The sequence below is a fragment of the Vreelandella sp. 2A-K22 genome, assembly GCF_054065485.1.
This window is the reverse complement of record NZ_JBSUGC010000003.1, coordinates 221,946-243,866: the sequence shown is the minus strand read 5'-3', so window position 1 is coordinate 243,866 and position 21,921 is coordinate 221,946. Positions and strand designations below refer to the sequence as shown.

The following is a 21,921-nucleotide window of genomic DNA, read 5'->3' as shown; positions in this document are numbered from 1 at the left end:
CTTAAGGTCAGAGTTTATAGTGTAAAGAACAAATGAGTAGGAAGTATGGAAGTAATAAAGGGCACGTGGGCCCTTTGGAATTAATAAGTAAAGAGCTAGGGACGACAAGCTGAGGGAAGAAAGGTATCGTCGATAGTAGTGCTGCTACAACGCCAACCAGTAATTTGCCCACCGCTAGTGCTAGCAGTTGCTACAGCATCATTCATTGTTTCATTGCTGATAAGTGGTTGAATCACCATTGAAGAGCCGCTATGAACGCCATTATCAAATGCGACGGTGAACCCACCGCTCGCTTGTCCATTGAGTGTCACACCACTGATGTACTGACCACCTATTTGATTTGCGGTTTTGGAGATGTAAGAAGGGGTGCTGTTTATTGTTTTATAGCCTACAAAGTTTCCATTCTCAGAAAAGTATAAACCGATGTCAGTTCTCAAACCTGCTGTAGCAGTAAAAGCCTCTGCAGCTTGCGCGCGACCCACGTAATTTTGATACTGCGGCACAGCAATAGATGCCAATACACCAATAATCGCAACGACGATCATCAGCTCAATCAGCGTGAAACCGCCTTGGATGGTGTTACGAGAAATTTGCTGTGCAGCATTCTGCATGAAGGCATCTCCTGTGGGGTGAAGGAAAAGCCTTTTTAAGGATCGTGAATCCTTAAAAAGAATTAGAAATCGTTGAAATTAAACTAACTTAAATGGTCTACTTTTACAATGAACCTTATTAATATGATCAGCTTAGCCGACTACCTCTTTAATTACATGAAAGGATTAGTCATTTCATCCCTGTAAACGCTAGTTTATGGTACAAGTAACACGCTTATATCGATGTAAAACAGGTTTTTTGATGAGCCAGCCCTCCTTAGAGTCGACTTTAAGCCACGCCTCCGCACATGGCGACCTGCGCGGCATTGCCCAGCGCTTGGTCAAGCACGGCTTGCTGACCAACGCCCAGGCCGCAACAGCGGAAACAACCGCGTCGGACTTGGAAATATCGTTACTTCAGCATGTGATCGAAAGCGGCCTGGTCGACCCTAACAAAGCCACACTGGCGGCTGGCTGGGAGTATGGGCTTCCAGTCATTAACCTGGAGGCGGTGCGGCTTACCTCACTGCCCCCCGCTGCAGACTATCCTGTCAAAGTACTGCAGAGCCTTAACGTTTTGCCATTAGCGCGCCACGGTCATCGCCTCACGGTGGCGGTGCCCTACCCCGCTACATTGACGCGACTGGATGAATTGCAGTTTGCAACAGGCCTGAGCATTGAAGGTATCCTCGCGCCCGTTGATCAAATCACTGTCGTTCTCAATAGCTACCTTGCTCACAACGAGCGCGGCATGCTGGATGAGTTGGACGATGTGGTCAGCTCGCTGAGCATTATGCAGAACAACGGCGGTAACGATGTACCGCTGGAAGAGTCTTCCCAAAATAGCGAAGATGCACCCATCGTTAAATTTGTGAACAAAATTCTGCTAGATGCTATCCGCCGAGGCGCCTCCGATATCCATTTCGAACCTTACGAAGCGCTTTACCGAGTACGCTTTCGGGTTGATGGAATGCTCATAGAAGTGGCACGGCCACCATTCGCCATGCGCAATCGTATCGCGGCCCGGCTAAAAATCATGGCCCGCCTTGATATTTCCGAGCGCCGCCTGCCTCAGGATGGCTCGATAAAACTCAAGCTTTCGCGCACCCGCTCCCTTGATTTCCGGGTTAATTCGCTACCTACTGTCTATGGTGAAAAGTTGGTGCTGCGAATATTAGACCCTACCGCAATGCAGCTGGGTATTGAGCAACTTGGATTTACCGACGAACAACGGCGCCATTATGAGTACGCCTTAAAACAACCCCAAGGCATGATTCTAGTAACCGGCCCTACCGGTAGTGGTAAAACCGTTTCGCTGTATACCGGCATTAATATTCTTAATAAAGTGGAACGCAATATTTGCACCGCCGAAGACCCGGTTGAAATCAAAGTCGCGGGTATCAATCAGGTGAACGTATTGCCTAAGATCGGCCTCGATTTTGCCAGTGCGTTAAGGGCGTTTCTGCGCCAAGACCCTGATGTGGTCATGGTGGGCGAGATTCGTGACCTTGAAACAGCCGAAATTGCCGTCAAAGCGGCTCAGACAGGCCACCTGGTACTTTCCACGGTGCATACCAACTCGGCAGCTGAGACACTGACTCGACTGGCTAATATGGGAGTCTCTTCGTTTAATATCGCCAGCGCCGTTAGCTTGATTGTTGCCCAACGGCTGGCTCGTAAACTATGCACACACTGCAAAGAGCCCATTGACATTCCCCACGAGGCGCTGCGCAAAGAAGGCTTTAGTAGCGAAGAAATCCATCAGGCAACGATCTACAAACCGTTAGGTTGCAAGCACTGTACTCACGGTTATAAAGGTCGAATTGGCATTTATGAGGTAGTGCCGATCACCGAAGCGATGCGTCAACTAATTATGCGTGATGCCAACGCCTTAGATATTGATCAACAGGTGCGCAAGGAGGGCTATCCAAGCCTTCACCGCAGTGGGTTACTGAAAGTCATGCAGGGTATTACCAGCCTGGAAGAGGTTAACCGAGTGAGCAAGGAGTAAGGCATGGCTAAAACGGCACGTCGACGCCAAACGCCCGCCATCAAGCTAGCGCGCTGGAAATGGATCGGTAAAGGCCCCCAGGATAGAGCGCTAAGCGGTGAGATGATTGGCCGCAGTAAAGCCGAAGTAGCCGCTAAACTCACCAAGCAAAATATCGTTATCCGCCGGATTAGTAAAAAAGGCAACCTAGGCGGCAACGGCCGAGTTAACCCCAACGACGTTATGGTCTTTGCGCGCCAGATGGCCACAATGGTTCGCGCCGGTATCCCCTTGCTACAGGCGCTTCAAGTGGTGGCAGAGAGCCTCAAAAAACCTGCTATGGTTGCCCTAATGCAACAGATGATAAGCGATGTATCATCGGGCTCCAGCTTCTCTGATGCATTGAACCGCCACCCCAAACACTTTGATCGCCTGTTTGTTAACCTAGTCAGCGCCGGCGAGCAGTCAGGTGCGCTGGATCAAATGCTTGATCGTCTTGCGACCTATAAGGAGAAGGTTGAGTCGCTGAAAGCGCGAGTAAAAAAAGCGCTTTGGTACCCCACCACCGTTATGACGATTGGCATTGCTGTGACCATGTTGCTGTTGATTAAAGTGGTGCCTGAATTTGAAAGCATGTTCCAGAGCTTTGGCGCTGAACTTCCAGCACTGACCCAGTTGACCGTGAATTTATCCGAGCTTGCCCAGCGTTATTGGCTAGTGGCACTCGGCGCAGTGTTTGCCGCCATGCTCCTGCTCAAAATAAGCATTCAGCGCTCGCCCAATGTCGCCTACCGCATGCACGCACTGCTGCTTCGGTTACCGGTCATTGGCGACATCGTGCATAAATCCGCGATCGCGCGCTTTTCTCGCACGTTAGCGACGACCTTTGCCTCCGGTGTACCGCTCGTAGAAGGCTTAGATACCGCCGCCGGTGCCACTGGCAATAAAGTGTACGAACGCGCGGTGGTACAAACGCGCCAGGACGTAGCCACCGGGCAACAGCTACACTTCGCCATGCGGATGACCAACCGCTTTCCCCCCTTGGCAATCCAAATGGTCAGTATCGGTGAAGAAGCGGGGTCGCTGGATGCCATGCTTAATCGTGTTGCCGATTACTACGAAGAAGAAGTCGACAATAAGGTCGATGCTCTTACCTCGCTCATGGAGCCGGTTATTATTGTAGTACTGGGCGTGCTCGTTGGCGGTGTGGTTGTCTCTATGTACTTACCCATTTTCGACTTGGGCGCAGCCCTCTAAGCACCAAATGCTTAGGCTCTGTCAGAAAACTGGCTGCGCTCGACCATACGGCGTTAAAAATCGGCTCAAAGTACTCATTTACACCATGTAAACTCTGTCTTTTCGCCGATTTTTGCCTTGTCTGGCCTTCGCTCGCCGACTTTTCAGACAGAGCCCAAAAAAACGCTAATTTCTAGAAACCTAAGGAGCTCCATGCATCACCCTCCGTTTATCCTGTGGTTAATCGTTTTATTGATTGGGCTATGCCTGGGCAGTTTTCTAAATGTGGTGATTACGCGCCTGCCGGTGATGCTGATGCGTGGCTGGCGTAATGAAGCCCGCGAAGCACTTGAGCTTAGCGCTGAACACTCACCACGCTTTAATTTGGCCACACCAGGCTCTATGTGTCCACGCTGTGAAGCCCCCATTGCATGGCACGACAACCTGCCATTGATTGGCTGGATAAAGCGCCGCGGCCGCTGCGCTGAGTGCCAAACACCGATTAGCGTTCAATATCCTCTGGTAGAAGTAGCCGGTGGCTTACTGGCCATGGCGGTGCTAGCGCTCCACGGGCTTACGGCAGAATCAGTCTTCGTCTACGGGGCCTGTCTGATGCTGTTAGTGCTCGCCGTGATCGACTTTCGCACCCAGCTTCTCCCCGACATCATCACCCTCCCCTTGCTTTGGGCAGGGTTACTGTTTCAGCTCCTCTTCCAGCCACTGATGCTGCCAAGTGCCGTTATCGGCGCAATGGTAGGCTATCTTTCACTGTGGAGCTTTTATTGGCTATTCAAACTGGCCACCGGCAAAGAGGGTATGGGCTATGGCGACTTTAAGCTGCTGGCAGCACTAGGCGCCTGGCTGGGTTGGAGTTTTTTACCGCTAATATTGATACTTTCCGCAGGGCTTGGGGCCATTGTTGGGATAGTTGCCCAGGCCTACTCACCTAACCTACGCGGCACACCGTTTCCCTTCGGCCCTTTTCTCGCCCTCGCCGGCTGGGTGGCGTTGTTAGTCGGTGATGAAATAATGGCAATGTATCTCAACCTGCTTATGTAAAATTGAGCCATGTGAACTTTGGCCATGTGAAACGTGGCCCTATAAACTTTAGCTATATGAGGCAGCAGATGATTATCGGATTAACGGGTGGCATTGGATCGGGAAAATCGACCGTCGCTCGCGCCTTCGAAACGCTTGGCGCTGCCTGGGTCGATGCCGATGATGTCGCCAGGGAAATAGTCTTACCTGAAGAACCGGCACTGCTAGCCATTAGAAATCGCTTCGGCGGTCAGGTCATGCACCAGGATGGCACGCTTAATCGCGCCGCCCTGCGCGAGATTATTTTTAACGATCCAAAACAACGCCAGTGGCTAGAATCCATCACACACCCCAGAATAAGGGAGCGGCTATTGCAGCATTTAGCGCGGCTCAAAGCCCAGGGAGCGCCTTACGTGCTGCTTGTGTCACCGTTACTGTTTGAGTCGGGTCAAAACACACTAGTAAACCGCGCGGTGGTTGTCGATGTGCCCCAAGCGCTACAATTATCGAGAACCCAACAGCGTGATGGGGTGAGTGAAAGCCAGGTGCGTGCTATTCTCGCCGCCCAACTTTCCCGCGAACAACGGCTAGCAAAGGCAGATGACGTGATAGATAACAGCGGTGACCACGCCAGCATGATGGAACAAGTGGCACGGCTTGATGAACGCTACCGTCGACAGCTTAACTACTGAGATATCGCACTTGTTAACGCAATTGGAGTTTTTTTATGGCTCGCCCTGCAAACGATTCCCCGCTAGAAGTTAATTGTCCGCAGTGCGCTAAGCGCGTGCCCTGGTTACCAGAAAGCACTTACCGCCCTTTCTGCAGTAAGCGTTGCCAACTATTGGATTTGGGTGCCTGGGCCGATGAGTCACATCGCATATCGGGCGAATCTGCCATGGATGAAGCCGATATAGAAACCTTACTGGCGCAAGCCGACAAGGATGCACCACTGACCTAGTTTTTACGAAAACTGACTTAACGAGCACTGACACTGACTATGGCCGAGATAAACGCTAACCCACCATCGCCTTCGGCCTATCATCTGCTGCTTCAACTGGAGCAGCAGTTTGATCATCTACTTGCAACCATTGAAGCCGCTGTTTCACTATACGAACAGCAACTACCGGCAACATGGCTCTTTCATCAAACGGCGCCGTCTAGCGATTGGTTGCGTAAAGCCCTGTTCGATATGTGGCATGAGCAGGATCAAGATGGCCGTGAGACGCGCAACTATATTGCCGTAGTAGCCGCTAATGACGAGCTACTAATGACAATAGACGCTGTAAATCAAGCCAAGGTCAGTTTTAGTGACCAATTACAACATATCAAACAGGCATTTCCCCAAACACTTAGCGATGCAAAAAGTCGCCTACCGCAACGCCACCCTCACGTTGATGAAGTGTTACGCCGCAATGGACTTGCCCGTTTACATCTTAAACAGAGCTGGCGGCAGCTACCTATCGCACAAGCGCCTGTCTCACGCATTCGCTTTGCTTGGTACAGTAGTGGTCGCTCTATTAAACGCCTGTCAGTTCAAGAAGCTGAACATAAGCTATTGCAGCTTGATACTGATGCACCGCATATTCGTATTCAGCTACGCAAGCTAGCCGGTATTCCAAGCGGCGAAGTGCTTGCCCAGGTGCAAACTCAGGCCCCGCTGATGCGGGCAAACCTGTTTTTTACCGAACCACTCGACGATGGGCATACACGACGGGCACTGAATGCCGCTATGCCTATTTTTGTGCCTGACAATAACCAGCGGCTGCCCCACATTAACCTGCCTACGCCAGAACCTCCCACTGCCCGCACACGGGCAAGACGACGCGATGAGAAACTAGAGCAGGATGTATTTCTACCGAGCTTGAGGATTTATCGCTACCGTTAGCATAAAGGCACCTGCAAAGACTTCTACGGTGTTTTGGATATGCTAGCTGCAGGCACTACATCCTGCTGCCATACCCCATAGCCAAGCAGCGCTTCGATCAGCTCGGCCAGGTCGTAATGATCCACACCATACTCGCTCAACAAAGCTTCAAAGCGCTGTTTAAAAATACGCTCCCGCTCTTGTTGCTGTTCCTCCTGCTGGCTTTCTAAATCTTCTTGCTCCAATGCCGCAAGCGAGCGTACCGGCGGGCCTGTCGGTATATCGAAACCGCTCTCTGGGTCATCTAATTGGCGTAAAGCCTGCGCAAAAGCATCGTCTAACTCACGAAACTTACGCAGCTTCTCGCGCTCATCTATCGGCTTTTGAACCTTTTGATATTTCATCGATGTTTCATTTACACCTTGCTTGAAATGGTCGATATGACTGCCAATGTCGCTTTTTTTTGGCAAAAACTGTGCACAAACGCGTAAAGCTAACGAGCAAACTTGCCTTTGCCACCCAATTACCAGCATAAAGGCATCATTATTAGGTATATGAGGGTAACCCACACATTTATCAAACACGTCACAGTCAGCGACAACGCATTAATTGATGCCTCGCATCAACATTACCCACAAGTAGCCTGAATAGAGATTCCACTCTCATCAGTAAGCTGAACTTTTTCCTTTCAGCCAGGTTACCAACACTAACGCACTGGGAGAGTGCATTACAGGCAAGATAAGCACGACCTGTATGATTCACGTATTAGAGGCCAGATAATGTTCAACGCGATGACACGAGCTGAGATCTGGCTGCAGGACACACTTGATAAGCCACTCGGTATTGAAGACCTTGCGAATCACATAGGGTATTCATCTTCCCAAGTTCGGCGCCAATTTCGCCAAAGCTTTGACATCTCACCTAGCGCCTACCGTGAAATAAGGCGATTGGAGCGCGCAGCGGTGTTGCTAGGGCTTACTCCTCTCAATATAGCGCAAATTGCGATACGTTGCGGGTACCATAACCACTCGTCGTTTTCCCGGGCATTTCAACGTCGCTATCAGCTGAGTCCGCGCCATTTTCGACAAACCCTGAAAACCGCGCTCATTCAGCCAAAACCGCATCCTGTTTTTAACACGCGCATCGAAAAAAGCAATGACCGCCAAATGATCCTAATGCGCCTCTACAAAGCTCCCACGCATATTAAGGGGCTAGGGGATGCCAGCTATCAGAATAAGCAGCTAGCGCGCTTACAGGCGCGCCTTAGACTATCAACGACCGTCATTGCACTGCCCGACATACTCGCAGATAAGGTTAATGCACTTAATAGTGAATTTTTTCATTCATACCGTACCGACTTTGGTCTTTACCTATCGGATACGGACAATGCACAAGACATTGCGTTACCAGTGCACTACCGGCGGGTCGACATTCCCACCCACCACTACGCGAGCACGTGCTTTGACGACTTAGCTGATCTAAATAGCGCGTTGATGCATACCATCATGTATCTACTTCACAAGAAAAATGTCTGTCACGTTAGCGGCCACCCTCCGCAGGTATTATGGAAAGCGAACCATTTAGAACTTCGTATTCCCTTAATAGCCTAGCAGTGATGGTCACGTCTTAGCGATATAGCTGAACACAGGGCAATAAAAAACCGGCATTCCTGTACAGAAATGCCGGTTGTTAACTAACTTAGTCTTCCATGCGCTCCAGCCAAGACTCGACGGTTTCATCGCCATACTGATCTTTCCAGCTACGCAGACCCTTATGGTTGCCGCCACGAGTCTCAATGACTTCCCCCGTTTTGGGGTTTTTGTAAATTTTAAGACGACGCTTACGACGTGCATTGCCACTGGCTGTGGTTTTAGCCGTACGCTGGTCAGCAGCCGGATCCAATAAGGCAATGACATCGCCTGGGCGCTTGCCAAACTCAGTCATTAGCGCTTCAAGTTTGGCCTTAAATTCCAACTCGCTTTTTAGACGCTGGTCGCCTTCTAAGCGCTGCAAATCTTCCTGAAGCTGCTTTAGCTGCTGCTCTTTTTGGATATATTCGTTAAGTAATGACATCGAGGTTCCTTTAATAGCTTATCCAACTGAATGGGGCTCAGCTGAATGGGATCTAACTGAGGTGCAGATTGACAACCTTGACACCCACTAGTTCAGAATGCAGGGACATTATTCCTGTAAAAAGAGTAACTGACAACAGTCTAGTTGATTTTCACTCAATTACTAATCGTTTTTTTAAAACTCAATTGCTGCTTAAAGAGTTTAACCCTAATAGAACATGGCGACTATACACACCTACCGTAGAGCTATTACAAGCACTCAACCACTACAAACAAAAGCGCCGCCCATAAGGGCGGCGCTTTTACAAACCAATAACTAATCGATAATTAGTCTTGGCCCATCTGCTGCTTGATCAAATCACCGATGGTGGTCGGGCCACCTGCAGTTTCCGGCTCTTGCTCACGCATCTTCTTCAGGTTCTGACGCGTATCGTCTTGGTCTTTCGCTTTTACCGACAGATTGATCTGACGACTCTTACGATCAACACTTACAATACGGGCTTCTACGCTGTCGCCTTCATTCAGCACATTGCGCGCGTCTTCTACGCGGTCAGCACTGATTTCAGAGGCTTTCAGCACAGCAATAACGTCAGTCGCCAATTCAACTTGAGCTTCTTTAGCATCAACTTCAATGACGCGACCCGTTACGATGCTGCCCTTATCGTTGACTGACAGGTACTCAGCAACGGGGTCAGAATCCATCTGCTTGATGCCCAGCGAGATGCGCTCACGCTCAGGATCAATAGACAGGATAACGGCTTCAGCTTCATCGCCTTTCTTAAAGCTGCGTACAGCTTCTTCGCCAGTATCAGTCCAAGAAATGTCAGACAAGTGAACCAGACCGTCAATACCGCCTTCTAGGCCGATAAAGATACCGAAGTCAGTAATTGACTTGATGGTACCGGAAACACGGTCACCCTTGTTGTAGTCAGTGTTGAAGGTTTCCCACGGGTTAGCAGTGCACTGCTTGATACCCAGAGAAATACGACGACGCTCTTCGTCGATATCCAACACCATGACGTCAACATCATCGCCCACTTGAACGACTTTAGACGGATGGATGTTTTTGTTAGTCCAGTCCATTTCAGAAACGTGAACCAGACCTTCAACACCCTCTTCCAGCTCGGCAAAGCAGCCGTAGTCAGTCAGGTTAGTGACGACCGCGTGTACTTTCATGCCTTCTGGATAACGCTCTTTAATGTTGACCCACGGATCTTCGCCCAACTGCTTCAGACCCAGTGAAACGCGATTACGCTCACGGTCAAACTTCAGAACTTTGACGTTGATCTCATCGCCAACGGCAACGATTTCGGACGGATGCTTAATACGCTTCCACGCCATGTCTGTAATGTGCAGCAGGCCGTCAACACCACCCAGGTCTACGAAAGCGCCGTAGTCTGTCAGGTTCTTAACGATACCCTTGATCTGCTGACCTTCTTGCAGAGTTGCCAGCAGCGCTTCGCGCTCGGCACTGTTCTCTGCTTCCAGAACCGCACGACGTGATACCACAACGTTGTTGCGCTTCGGATCGAGCTTGATGACTTTAAAGTCCAGCTCTTTGTTTTCCAGGTGCGCAGTGTCGCGAACTGGACGAACGTCAACCAACGAGCCCGGCAAGAAGGCACGGATAGAGTCAACTTCAACAGTGAAGCCGCCTTTAACCTTACCGTTAATAACGCCCTTAATGATTTCGTCTTTCTCGAAGGCTGCTTCAAGAATCTTCCAAGCTTCTGCACGCTTGGCTTTTTCACGAGACAGACGCGTTTCACCGAAACCATCTTCTACGGCTTCAAGTGCAACGTGCACGTCGTCACCGATAGCGATGTTCAGATTACCGTGCTCATCGCGGAATTGTGACGCAGGGATCTGACCTTCAGATTTCAGACCAGCGTTGACAGTAACCCAGTCACCGTCAATGTCGACAACCTGAGCCGCGACAATAGCGCCTGGCTCCATGTTGATGTCGTTAAGAGACTGTTCAAACAGCTCAGCAAAGCTTTCGCTCATGGTGTTCCTACGTAATTACGTTGTTGAGGCATAAATGCCTTCTCCGCACCACCAGCAAGTGCGGGCCTAATGTCACTCAGCCTTTGGGGGTGTTAACGCTGGTTAGACCTGACCGGGCTCACCGATGTGAGTTTAGTGCCCTGCCACGTCGTGACACCTATCCAAAAGCGCCGCAAGGGAGAATCAGACGCCGCTTACCAGCCCTTTTTGGGCGAGCAGTTCGGTCAGTCGATCAACCACTTCCGGTATGCTCAGGCGCGTGGTATCAAGCGTAATGGCATCATCTGCCGGCTTGAGAGGAGCCACACTGCGCTGCGTGTCGCGTGCATCGCGTGCCTGAATCTCCTTTAAAAGACTCGAAAGACTAGCATCCACCCCGGCTTCCTGCAACTGCAGATAGCGTCGACGCGCCCGTTCATCGGCGCTGGCGGTTAAAAAAATCTTCAGCGCCGCGTCAGGAAACACCACGGTACCCATGTCACGACCATCCGCCACCAAGCCCGGCGCTTGGCAAAAATCGCGCTGGCGCTGTAGCAGGGCTTGGCGCACCGCAGGCAGTGCCGCCACTTGAGAAGCTCGCTCGCCGGCCTGTTCGGTGCGAATCACCTGGCCAACATCTTCACCCTCAAGCAGTGTACGTGGCTGCCCCTCTTCCACAGGAAACGCCACATCTAACTGCTCTGCCAAGCGTGCCAGGCCCAACTCGTCGTCAACGGCTACGTTGTGCTTAACTGCTGCTTGAGCCGTCAGTCGATAAAGTGCGCCACTATCGAGAAGATGCCAGCCTAGGCGCTCTGCCACCAAGCCACTGATCGTACCTTTACCTGCGCCGCCAGGCCCATCAATGGTGACAACGGGAGCAGCAGCAACACGATCATTCATGCGCGCCCTCCACGCTAACGCCCATGCCAATACGCGTGGCTAATTCGACAAAGTCAGGGAATGAGGTCGCCACATTGGCGCAGTCTTCAATCACAATTTCTGCACTTGCACGTAGTGATGAAATCGCAAACGCCATGGCAATACGGTGATCGCCCAGACTATCGACACGCCCACCGCCGTAGCTCGCTTTTTGCGCATCGCCATTGCCGACAATATCGATGCCGTCGTCTACAACGGTATGCTGCACACCTAACACAGCCAAGCCATCGGCCATGGCCTGAATGCGATCAGACTCTTTGACCCGTAGCTCTTCAGCACCTCTAAGACGGGTCACACCCTCGGCATTAGCGGCGGCAATAAACAGCGCGGGGAATTCATCAATTGCTAACGGCACTTGCTCTTCGGGAATATCAATGCCTTTCAGCGGCGCATAGCGAATACGAATATCGGCCACCGGCTCGCCACCCACTTCGCGCTCATTCTCTAACGCCAAATTCGCCCCCATCAGGGTAAGAATATTGATTACGCCAATCCGGGTGGGATTAATCCCGACGTGTTCAAGGGTGATATCTGAGCCTGGGGTAATGGCAGCTGCCACTAAGAAGAAGGTTGCAGATGAAATATCCGAAGGCACATCAATGGGGCCTGCGGTGAGCTTACCGCCCCCTTTGAGCCAGCAGGTATCGCCCTCACGGGAAACCGCATAGCCAAAACCATTGAGCATACGCTCGGTGTGGTCGCGGGTCGGCGCAGGTTCGCGCACTCGAGTTTCGCCTTCGGCGTACAGCCCCGCCAGCAACAGGCAAGATTTTACCTGGGCACTGGCCATGGGCATATCGTAATGGATGCCTTTAAGCTTGGCGCCACCATGAATCTTCAACGGCGGACGCCCGCCCTCAGCGGTATCAATGGTTGCGCCCATCAAGCGCAGCGGGTCAGCCACGCGCCCCATAGGCCGTTTGGTTAGTGACTCATCGCCGGTCAGCTCGCTATCAAACGCTTGGCCTGCCAGCAGTCCTGAAAAAAGCCGCATGGCGGTGCCCGAGTTACCTACATAGAGCGGGCCTGCTGGGGCTTTTAAGCCATGCATACCCACACCGTGAATCGTCACGCGGCCCTGGTGCGGCCCTTCGATCGCCACACCCATTTCCCGAAACGCCTGCAGGGTCGCCAGGCTATCCTCACCTTCCAGAAAGCCTTTTACTTCAGTGACACCCTCAGCCAGCGCGCCCAACATGATAGAGCGGTGCGACATGGATTTATCGCCAGGTACGCGCAAACGCCCCTGGGCTTGACCGCCCGGCTGCACACGGTAGGTGACCTTACCTTGTGGTTGCATATGATATTCCGCCTGATAACTGGTTTTGTTCAATAAAGAGTCGAAATAGTGCCGGGCGTGGCTAGCCCGATCAAAGGTGGCAATCAGCGCATCGCTGTCACCGGCTTCTACCGCATGACGCAATCGAGAAAGCCCCGCTTCAAAATCATCCAGCGATGCTAAAACCGCCTGCTTGTTGGCAATAAAAATATCTCGCCACATCACCGGGTCGCTTCCCGCGATACGGGTAAAGTCGCGAAAGCCGCCCGCTGCGTAACGAAAAATATCTAGCCGCTCATCCTGACGGGCCAGCGTATCCACCAGCGAAAATGCCAGCAAGTGCGGCAAATGGCTGGTACGCGCCAACACTTGGTCATGGCGCTCTACGTCCATTTCCAGCACATCGGCACCACAGGCTTCCCATAAGCAGCGCACGCGCTGCAAAGCCTCACGGTCGACGTTCAGCTCAGGTGTCAAAATAACCTTGTGGTCTACATACAAACGCGGATTCGCCGCTGCCACACCGCTTTTTTCTGAACCGGCAATAGGGTGCCCCAGCACCATATTAGTGGGTACCTGGCCAAATACACGCTGAGCGCAGGCGCGGATAGTCGCCTTGGTACTACCAACATCGGTAATCACAACGTCAGCCGACGCGTTAGGTAGCGCTTCGGCCAAGCTTGCCATCACGCTCTCCATGGCGAGCACCGGCACTGCCAGCACTACCATGGTGGCGTCATTGACTTGCTCATCAAGGTGGGTACTGCCTGAGTCGATCAGCCCCATCTCAATACCGCGTGCAATCTCAGCTTCGTCAGGGTCACAGGCAACAATTTGACCCTGAAACCCTACCGCGCGCAGCGCTGCCGCTAGCGAACCACCAATCAATCCCAGACCAACAATCAATAGACGCGACTCATGACAGCCTGATGTTTTTACACCGTCTTCGGCCATTAACGTCACAGCACGCCTATGGGGTAAGAGCCCAGCACGCGTAGATCTGCCGCTCGTAGCTGCACCTCTTCAAGCACTGCCGCGACCTCGGGCTCATCACGATGGCCTTTAAAGTCGATAAAAAAGACGTAGTTCCACACACCGGTACGCGAAGGACGCGTTTCAAGGCGCGTTAAATCAATTTGGTGGCGATGAAAAGGCTCCAGCAGCGCATGCAGCGTTCCCGGCTGGTTGCGCATGGCAACCACAATAGAGGTTTTATCCTCTCCTGCCATGGGCACATCCTGGTTGCCAATAATCAAAAACCGCGTGGAGTTATCCGGGCTGTCTTCAATTTTTTCGGCAATGTGCTCAAGCCCATAAAGCTTGGCCGCCATATCACCTGCAATCGCCGCACTATGCCACTCGGTTTTGACTAACTTGGCCGCTTCCGCATTAGAGGAAACCGGCACGCGCTCCGCATGGGGATAGTGAGCATCCAGCCATTTACGGCACTGGGCAAACGACTGCGGGTGCGAGTAAATACGCGAGACCTTATCGCGGCGCGTCGTTTCACTGACCAATAAATGGTGATGAATACGTAGCACTACCTCGCCACAAATTTTGATCGAGGAGTCCATAAAAGTGTCCAGGGTGTGATTAACCACCCCTTCGGTGGAGTTTTCCACCGGCACGACGCCGTAGTGTACGGCCCCCGCCTCTACTTCACGAAATACCTCGTCGATGGCTGCCATGGGCAGGCTAACAGCGCTTTCACCAAAGTGCTTGAGCGCCGCCTGTTGCGTAAAGGTACCTTCAGGGCCTAAGTAAGCAACTTTTACCGGCTGCTCAAGCGCCAAACACGCCGACATGATTTCGCGAAACAGCCGCGCCATTTCTTCTGAATCGAGCGGCCCCTTATTCAACGCCATAATGCGCCGAAGCACCTGAGCCTCTCGCTCAGGGCGATAAAACACCGCATCTTTATCTTCAGCTAGCTTGACATGGGCCACCTGCTGGGCACAGCTGGCGCGCTCACTGATCAGGTTCAGAATATCGCTATCGAGCTGATCGATACGCTGGCGCAACTCATCCAGATTGATCGACGTGTCGGACATGGTGATTAGCCCCTTGTTTTTTCAAAATCGGCCATAAATGCAATTAAGGCATCTACCGCAGACTCAGGCACCGCGTTGTAAAGGCTGGCACGCATACCGCCCACGCTGCGGTGACCTTTCAAATTAAGCAGCCCCGCCGCATCGGCCTGCTGTAAAAACGCTTTATCCAGTGCCGAATCGGCCAGTACAAAGGGCACGTTCATGCGCGAACGGTTGGCTTTAGCAATTGGATTGCTATAAAGCTCGCTGGCATCAATCGCTGCGTAAAGTTTATCGGCCTTACGTTGATTGATAGCGTCCATCGCCGCCAATCCGCCAATATCGTCCTTCAGCCACTGAAACACCAGCCCGGCTAAATACCAAGCGTAAGTGGGGGGCGTATTGACCATCGAACCAGCGTCCGCCAGCATTTGATAATCAAATAGCGAAGGTATATTGGCCCGAGCTTTACCTAGCAGGTCGTCACGCACCACCACCAGCGTTAACCCGGCGGGGCCAATATTTTTCTGTGCCCCAGCGTAGATAACGCCAAATTCGCTAACGTCGATGGGCCCAGACAGAATGTTCGACGACATATCGCAGACCAGCGGCACGTGAGCACCATCGGCACGCTGAATATGCGGCGTATAATCAAATTCCAAGCCACCAATTGTCTCGTTAGAGGTGTAGTGCAAATAGGCAGCATCTACGCTCACCCGCAGTTCGTCTTGTGCGGGCACCGCCGTATGGCCGTTGGACTCACTGCTGGCAACTACATGGCAATCAAAACCAAGGTGTTTGGCCTCATTGAGCGCCTTCTTGCCCCAGATGCCGGTCTGAATAAAGTTTCCGCTACCACCCTGCCCCAGCAGGTTCATCGGCAGCATGGCAAACTGCATGCTGGCCCCGCCCTGTAGAAACAGAACGCGGTAGTTATCCGGCACGCTTAGCAGATGACGAAAGTCGGCTTCGGCGCGCTCGGCAATGGCAATAAATTCATCGCTGCGGTGGCTCATTTCCATTACTGAAAGGCCGCGCCCCTGGTAGTCCAGCAACTCTTCCCGGGCGCGCTCCAGCACGGCCACTGGCAGGGCCGCTGGCCCTGCGCAGAAATTATAGTGACGTGTCATCAGTCCCCGTTTCCTGTGCATCATCGGATGTTTCATTCGCCTGGGCGTCTTCAAGAGCGCTTAGCTCGTCGCTCTCTTCCGGTTCATCAACGCGCACCGTCTTGACCAGCTTCTCCTCTTTGCCAAGACGAATCAGCATCACGCCCTGGGTATTCCGTGATGTGGTCGAGACCTCTTCCACACGGGTACGCACTAGCGTGCCGCGGTCGGTGATCAGCATCATTTCATCGCTGTCATAGACCTGCATCGCCGCCACGAGCGAACCGTTACGCTCGCTGGTTTGCATGGCGATGACACCCTGGCCACCACGACCACGCAGCGGGAATTCTTCCAGGCGCGTGCGCTTGCCGTAACCATTCTCACTGGCGGTCATAATGTAGATCTGACCAACGGCGGTCTCGGCTACAGTGCTCTCTTGGGCACCGTCTTGCGTTTCCCCTTCGGCATCCGCCTCGGCGTCGATCTGCTGGCTTTTAGGAATAATCAGGCTAATGACTTCCGCGTCGCCAGCTAGGCGCATACCACGCACCCCGCGGGCAGTACGCCCCATGGCGCGGGCTTTGCCCTCTTCAAAGCGAATCGCCTTGCCGTTAGACGACAGCAGCATGGCATGGTCATTACCCGTGGTAATCGCCGCGCCAACCAAGCGGTCGCCCTCTTCCAAATCAATCGCAATCAGACCGACGCTGCGTGGGCGCGAGAACTGCTCAAGGCTGGTACGTTTTACGGTACCTTTAGCCGTGGCAAAGAAGATGTAGTTATCAGGGTTGTAGTCGCGCACCGGCAAGATGGCGTTGACCGCTTCACCCTCTTCAAGCGGCAGCATATTCACCAGCGGTTTACCCCGCGAGCCGCGGCTGGCGTTGGGCATTTCGTACACTTTCAGCCAGTACACTTTGCCGCGATTTGAGAACAGCAGTACGGTGTCATGAGTAGAAGCCACCAGCAGATGCTCTATCACATCTTCGTCTTTCATGGCTGTAGCGGACTTACCTCGGCCACCACGGCGCTGGGCCTGATAATCCGACAGCGGCTGCGTCTTGGCATAGCCTGAACGCGACACGGTTACCACCATGTCCTCTTCGGCGATCAAGTCCTCCATCGACAAATCGAGGTGACTAGCCTGAATTTCAGTACGACGGTCATCGCCAAACTGATCACGCACCGCCCGCAGCTCTTCGCGAATCACTTCCATCAAGCGGTCAGCAGAGGCCAGAATCTCGGTTAGCTCGGCAATTTTCTCAAGAATGCTGAGGTATTCATCAAGCAGCTTCTCGGTCTCAAGTCCCGTCAAGCGATGCAGGCGTAGCTCAAGAATCGCCTGCGCCTGGGCAGGAGAAAGCCGATAAGAGGTGGCCGCGGTATTTAAACCAAAACCCTCTTCCAGCTCTTCTGGCTTGCAAGAAGTAGCCCCGGCCCGCTCTAACATGGCGGTCACCTGACCGGGCTGCCAAGTCTTGGCGAGCAGCTTTTCACGCGCTTCAGCCGCGTTGGGTGAGGCTTTGATCAGCTCAATCACTTCATCGATATTAGAGATAGCGACGGCCAAGCCTTCCAACAGATGCCCACGCTCACGGGCTTTTTTCAGCTCATACAGCGTGCGCCGGGTAACCACTTCGCGCCGGTGACGAATAAAGGCTTCCAGCATCTCTTTAAGATTGAGCGTGCGTGGCTGGCCATTTTCCAGCGCCACCATGTTAATCCCGAACACGTTTTGCAGCTGCGTTTGAGCAAACAGGTTATTGACCACTACTTCGCCGGACTCACCGCGCTTGATTTCAATCACCACGCGCAGGCCATCTTTATCCGACTCATCGCGTAGTTCGGCGATACCTTCAATCTTCTTCTCTTTCACCAGCTCGGCGATCTTCTCGATCAACCGCGCCTTATTCACCTGATAAGGCAGCTCGGTGATGATGATGTGGTCGCGACCGGTTTTGTCGTGGTGCTCAATGGTGTGGCAAGCGCGCACATAAATACGCCCACGGCCTGTACGGTACGCCGACAAAATACCCGCGCGACCATTAATGATCGCGCCGGTGGGGAAGTCAGGGCCGGGGATATACTCCATCAAGTCATCCACCGACAGCGTGTAGTCATCGATGAGGGCCAAACAGCCGTCAATCACTTCACGCATATTGTGCGGTGGAATATTGGTCGCCATACCTACCGCGATACCCGACGAGCCGTTAATGAGCAGGTTGGGTACCTTGGTGGGTAATACGGCGGGGATACGCTCGGTACCGTCGTAGTTATCCACCCAATCGACGGTATCTTTTTCAAGGTCAGCAAGCAGTTCGTGGGCAAGGCGCGACATACGCACCTCGGTATAACGCATGGCGGCCGCGTTATCCCCATCAATAGAACCGAAGTTGCCCTGACCGTCGACCAGGACATGGCGCATCGAGAAGTGCTGCGCCATACGTACGATAGTGTCGTATACCGCGCTATCACCGTGCGGATGGTATTTACCGATGACATCGCCGACGACACGCGCCGACTTCTTGTACGGTTTATTCCAATCATTACCCAGTTCATGCATGGCAAACAGCACACGCCGGTGAACCGGTTTAAGGCCATCCCGCACATCTGGAAGCGCGCGGCCGATAATGACGCTCATCGCATAGTCGAGATACGACTGTTTAAGCTCGTCTTCAATATTGACGGGCAAGATTTCTCTGGCGATGTCACCCATGAAAGTCAGATCCTTTGCACTGCATTGGCACTGCGAGAGTTGAAAGCGCTGGTAAACACCGCTCTGAAATTACCATAGAGCGGCGCGCAAATACTGCGACATCATACCACCGCAAAAGCAGCAAGGGCAGCCAGGGAGCTCACCAAAGCCGTTTAGACGCTAAATGCCTCTTTCCCCAAGGTTAATGCAGCCAACGCCTCACGCACCTCTCCCTCGATTGCAGCGGCCTTGTTGGCGCGCATATCGAGTAGCACGAAGGTTAAATCCGCACGGGCGATGACGGCGCCATCCTTACGCCCACCGTTTTTACGAACAATACGATGGTGGCAAAGCCCGCTGCGCTCACCAACGTCGATGATCCCGGTCATCACTTCCAAATCATCCCCTTGGCGGGCAGCGGCCAGATAATCAATGTTCAAATTGACGACGACGAATGCCCGCCCGGCCTGATGGAGCTCTTTGATCATCTCTGGGTGTTGATCAAAGAAGTCCCAGCGCCCTTCTTCCATAAACTCAAGATAGCGAGCGTTATTGACATGCCCATAGCCATCCAGATGATAGCCTCTAACGCGTAAATGAACTCGCGACAGCGATGCACTCATATCGACTCCTCTATAGTGATTGGCAACGATTCAATCAAACACAAGTTTGAAACACGTGCAACAGAGACGATTGGTGACAGCCGCTGGTAGGAATGCCCCGCTTTCGCCATAATGTGCCACCTTTTAAACAGGATTGGCTCCATGTGGTTTAAGCACTTGCATTTATACCGCCTGCACGACGCGCCCGAATTATCCAGCGATGAGCTCGCTAGCGCTTTACAAGAGCATGCCGCCAAACCACTCGGCAACGCCGACGCACGCCGCCTGGGCTGGACTGCACCTGCTGGACGTTTGGGCGCAGGGCAGCTTGTTCACGAAATTCAATCACATCGGCTGCTTTCAGCGCTGCGTCAAGAGCGCCTACTGCCCGCCTCTGTTGTAAAAGAGGAAGTCGATGAGCAGGTGGCGGATATTGAGGCCAGCGAAGGCCGCAAAGTGACCCGCAAAGAGAAGACCGCGTTAAAAGAGCAGGTAACCGAGAATTTATTGCCCCGCGCTTTTGTGCGTAGTCAGAAAATTGATCTTTGGTGGGACATTCGCGGCCAGATGATAGGCATCAATGCCAGTTCACGCACCCGCGCCGAAGATATTCTGGATTTGCTTCGCGAAACCCTGGGCAGCCTAAAAGTCACCCCACTGAGTTCACAGACGCTGCCTATTCGCGCCATGACCACTTGGCTAGGTGACGCGGCCAGTCGCCCGGCCGATCTTCAGCTTGGTGACCAGGTTGAACTCAAAGCTAAAGGTGATGACGGTGTACTGCGCGCTCGTCAGGTCGATTTAGACAGCGATGAAATTCAGCAACTGCTTGAGACCGGCCGCCAAGCCAGTAAACTCGCGATTAGCCTGGAAGGACGGCTAAGTTGTGTGTTACACGATGATTTGGCGCTGAAATCGTTGCGCTTTGGCGATGCCTTGATTGAAGAAGCCGATCACGCTGACGACGGAGACGACGCGCTTGCCCGTCTGGAAACAGACTTTATTCTAATGGCGCAGGCGCTATCTACCGATATTCCACGCTTGATAGAGTGGCTTGGCGGCGAGACACAGCGGGAACCCGCGGCACAGTAAGGGCTCTATAGTCATTCAAGACTGTTATCCGAAGTCGTCTTTTCGCCTCGATGTTATTAATCGATATTTACTATTTATCATCCAACGGTTCGCATGACTCATCACAACAACGCTACCAACGCCTCTACCGAGACAGACCCGTGGGCCGATATTCGGCCCTTTATGGATCATGAAGTGGCCGATGTGCTGGCCAGACTCTCACGGGACAACGAGCTGCTGGATGCACTGACCCGCTTTCGGCTGCCTCGCATGGCGCGCTGGGCACCATCCCTGGCGCGTGTTTTTGCCAGCCGTGCCGTACGTCGTGAAGTCAAAGACGTAACGACGGTTTATGAGTTTCAAATGCGTATTGCCCATTACATGGAGCGCATGATTCGCACCACCACGGATGCCTTTGAAGTTACCGGCCTCGACAAACTCGACGCCAACGGCGCTTACCTGTTCATAGGTAACCACCGCGATATCTCGCTGGATCCCGCGTTCGTCAACTATGCGCTGTATCAAGCAAACCGCGATACCGTGCGTATCGCGATCGGTGACAATCTGCTTAAAAAGCCCTATGTCACAGATCTAATGCGGCTTAATAAAAGCTTTATCGTGCCACGCAGCGCCCGAGGTAAGCGGGCTATGCTGGCAGCATACCAGCAACTTTCCGCTTATATTCGCCATACCATTACCGAAGACCAGCACTCAATCTGGATGGCACAGCGGGAAGGGCGGGCCAAGAACGGCATCGATCACACTGAGCCCGCCATTATCAAAATGTTGATCATGGCCAGGCGAGCCGCAGAACGAGACATGGTATTTGGCGAGGCAATTGCTGAGTTAAAGCTGGTACCGGTATCGATTAGCTATGAATACGACCCCTGCGATGTCCAAAAAGCCCAGGAGCTGCACGATATCGACACACTGGGTAGCTACGCTAAAAGTGAGTTTGAAGATATTCGCTCCATTGTAGCCGGCATTACCGGCTCCAAAGGGCGTGTACGGCTGCACTTTGGCACACCGGTAGGTTCTGATATGGCCACGCCCGACGAAGTCGCTGCTGAGATTGACCGCCAGGTGATTGGTGGCTATCGACTGTTCCCCAGTCATTATTTGGCTTTAGAGGCGCTGGGCGAAGCACCGGAGCTGGTGGCACGCAAAGCCATCACTCGACAAGACCGTGAACGCTTTAATGCCCGGCTTGCCGAAGTGCCGGAGCCTCTGCGCCCCTACTGGCTTGCCCAGTACGCGAACCCTGTTAAACACAAGGCAGGGCGACTGACGCTCTAAATCAGCGTTTTAAGCTGCCATTTTAATAACGGGCAATTCATGCCCGTTGGCGGAAAAAATGCTATGGTCGACGCATTGATTGGTTTCGCATGGCGCTGTCGTCAATTGCGATCCTAAG

At 52.8% G+C, this 21,921-nt stretch carries 19 protein-coding genes; 9 read left to right on the top strand and 10 right to left on the bottom strand.

The window, feature by feature from the left end:
• Positions 1-95: 95 nt before the first annotated feature.
• Positions 96-611 carry a pilin gene (locus ACW17M_RS05465; RefSeq protein ID WP_009286594.1) on the bottom strand — a complete coding sequence of 172 codons (516 nt, stop codon included), beginning with the start codon at positions 609-611 and terminating at the stop codon, positions 96-98.
• Between the two features lie 241 nt (positions 612-852).
• On the opposite strand from ACW17M_RS05465, the gene pilB reads away from it, so the two are divergent.
• From pilB to ACW17M_RS05435, 6 genes are all read left to right on the top strand, one after another.
• A complete protein-coding gene (gene pilB, locus ACW17M_RS05460; protein ID WP_039858366.1) occupies positions 853-2,601 on the top strand; it encodes a type IV-A pilus assembly ATPase PilB in 1,749 nt (582 codons plus the stop codon).
• A gap of 3 nt (positions 2,602-2,604) precedes the next feature.
• Positions 2,605-3,837, top strand: coding sequence for a type II secretion system F family protein (locus tag ACW17M_RS05455; protein WP_009286592.1), 1,233 nt, complete (start codon positions 2,605-2,607; stop codon positions 3,835-3,837).
• A 192-nt stretch (positions 3,838-4,029) separates the two neighbouring features.
• Positions 4,030-4,875 (top strand): prepilin peptidase, encoded by an 846-nt coding sequence (locus ACW17M_RS05450; RefSeq protein WP_039858364.1) that lies wholly within the window; start codon positions 4,030-4,032, stop codon positions 4,873-4,875.
• A gap of 68 nt (positions 4,876-4,943) precedes the next feature.
• Positions 4,944-5,546: a dephospho-CoA kinase gene (coaE, locus tag ACW17M_RS05445; protein ID WP_039858363.1), complete on the top strand. Its 603-nt coding sequence runs from the start codon at positions 4,944-4,946 to the stop codon at positions 5,544-5,546.
• 35 nt (positions 5,547-5,581) lie between these two features.
• Positions 5,582-5,815, top strand: coding sequence for a DNA gyrase inhibitor YacG (gene yacG / locus ACW17M_RS05440; protein WP_022523595.1), 234 nt, complete (start codon positions 5,582-5,584; stop codon positions 5,813-5,815).
• A 39-nt stretch (positions 5,816-5,854) separates the two neighbouring features.
• Positions 5,855-6,742 carry a DNA replication terminus site-binding protein gene (locus ACW17M_RS05435; RefSeq protein WP_457547015.1) on the top strand — a complete coding sequence of 296 codons (888 nt, stop codon included), beginning with the start codon at positions 5,855-5,857 and terminating at the stop codon, positions 6,740-6,742.
• Positions 6,743-6,765: 23 nt separating this feature from the next.
• Here the strand turns inward: ACW17M_RS05435 and ACW17M_RS05430 are convergent, their stop codons facing one another.
• Positions 6,766-7,125 (bottom strand): hypothetical protein, encoded by a 360-nt coding sequence (locus tag ACW17M_RS05430; protein WP_039858361.1) that lies wholly within the window; start codon positions 7,123-7,125, stop codon positions 6,766-6,768.
• 375 nt (positions 7,126-7,500) lie between these two features.
• Here ACW17M_RS05430 and ACW17M_RS05425 point away from each other — a divergent pair, with 375 nt between their 5' ends.
• Entirely contained in the window at positions 7,501-8,331 is an 831-nt protein-coding gene (locus ACW17M_RS05425; RefSeq protein ID WP_039858359.1) for a helix-turn-helix transcriptional regulator, read from the top strand.
• Between the two features lie 88 nt (positions 8,332-8,419).
• Here the strand turns inward: ACW17M_RS05425 and ACW17M_RS05420 are convergent, their stop codons facing one another.
• The 8 genes from ACW17M_RS05420 to ACW17M_RS05385 all read right to left on the bottom strand — a co-directional run bounded on the left by ACW17M_RS05420 (position 8,420) and on the right by ACW17M_RS05385 (position 19,457).
• Entirely contained in the window at positions 8,420-8,794 is a 375-nt protein-coding gene (locus ACW17M_RS05420) for a histone-like nucleoid-structuring protein, MvaT/MvaU family (protein WP_022523599.1), read from the bottom strand.
• Positions 8,795-9,120: 326 nt separating this feature from the next.
• Positions 9,121-10,800, bottom strand: a complete 1,680-nt coding sequence (rpsA, locus tag ACW17M_RS05415; protein WP_008957327.1) for a 30S ribosomal protein S1 — start codon at positions 10,798-10,800, stop codon at positions 9,121-9,123.
• 183 nt (positions 10,801-10,983) lie between these two features.
• Complete coding sequence (gene cmk / locus ACW17M_RS05410; RefSeq protein WP_022523601.1) at positions 10,984-11,682, bottom strand: (d)CMP kinase; 699 nt, start codon at positions 11,680-11,682, stop codon at positions 10,984-10,986.
• Positions 11,675-13,954, bottom strand: coding sequence for a bifunctional prephenate dehydrogenase/3-phosphoshikimate 1-carboxyvinyltransferase (locus tag ACW17M_RS05405; RefSeq protein WP_039858355.1), 2,280 nt, complete (start codon positions 13,952-13,954; stop codon positions 11,675-11,677). Before ACW17M_RS05405 ends, cmk begins: the two co-directional genes overlap by 8 nt.
• 5 nt (positions 13,955-13,959) lie before the next feature.
• Positions 13,960-15,051 (bottom strand): prephenate dehydratase, encoded by a 1,092-nt coding sequence (gene pheA / locus ACW17M_RS05400; protein ID WP_009286587.1) that lies wholly within the window; start codon positions 15,049-15,051, stop codon positions 13,960-13,962.
• A gap of 5 nt (positions 15,052-15,056) precedes the next feature.
• Entirely contained in the window at positions 15,057-16,160 is a 1,104-nt protein-coding gene (gene serC, locus ACW17M_RS05395; RefSeq protein WP_342584020.1) for a 3-phosphoserine/phosphohydroxythreonine transaminase, read from the bottom strand.
• Complete coding sequence (gene gyrA, locus ACW17M_RS05390) at positions 16,144-18,855, bottom strand: DNA gyrase subunit A (protein WP_039858353.1); 2,712 nt, start codon at positions 18,853-18,855, stop codon at positions 16,144-16,146. Before gyrA ends, serC begins: the two co-directional genes overlap by 17 nt.
• Positions 18,856-19,007: 152 nt before the next feature.
• On the bottom strand, positions 19,008-19,457 hold the full coding sequence (locus ACW17M_RS05385) for an acyl-CoA thioesterase (protein ID WP_457547014.1): 450 nt from the start codon (positions 19,455-19,457) through the stop codon (positions 19,008-19,010).
• A gap of 141 nt (positions 19,458-19,598) precedes the next feature.
• Between ACW17M_RS05385 and ACW17M_RS05380 the strand changes: the two genes are divergently transcribed.
• Both ACW17M_RS05380 and ACW17M_RS05375 read left to right on the top strand, forming a co-directional pair.
• Complete coding sequence (locus ACW17M_RS05380; protein ID WP_027959295.1) at positions 19,599-20,528, top strand: recombination-associated protein RdgC; 930 nt, start codon at positions 19,599-19,601, stop codon at positions 20,526-20,528.
• Between the two features lie 93 nt (positions 20,529-20,621).
• A complete protein-coding gene (locus tag ACW17M_RS05375; protein WP_009286584.1) occupies positions 20,622-21,803 on the top strand; it encodes a 1-acyl-sn-glycerol-3-phosphate acyltransferase in 1,182 nt (393 codons plus the stop codon).
• Positions 21,804-21,921: the final 118 nt, after the last annotated feature.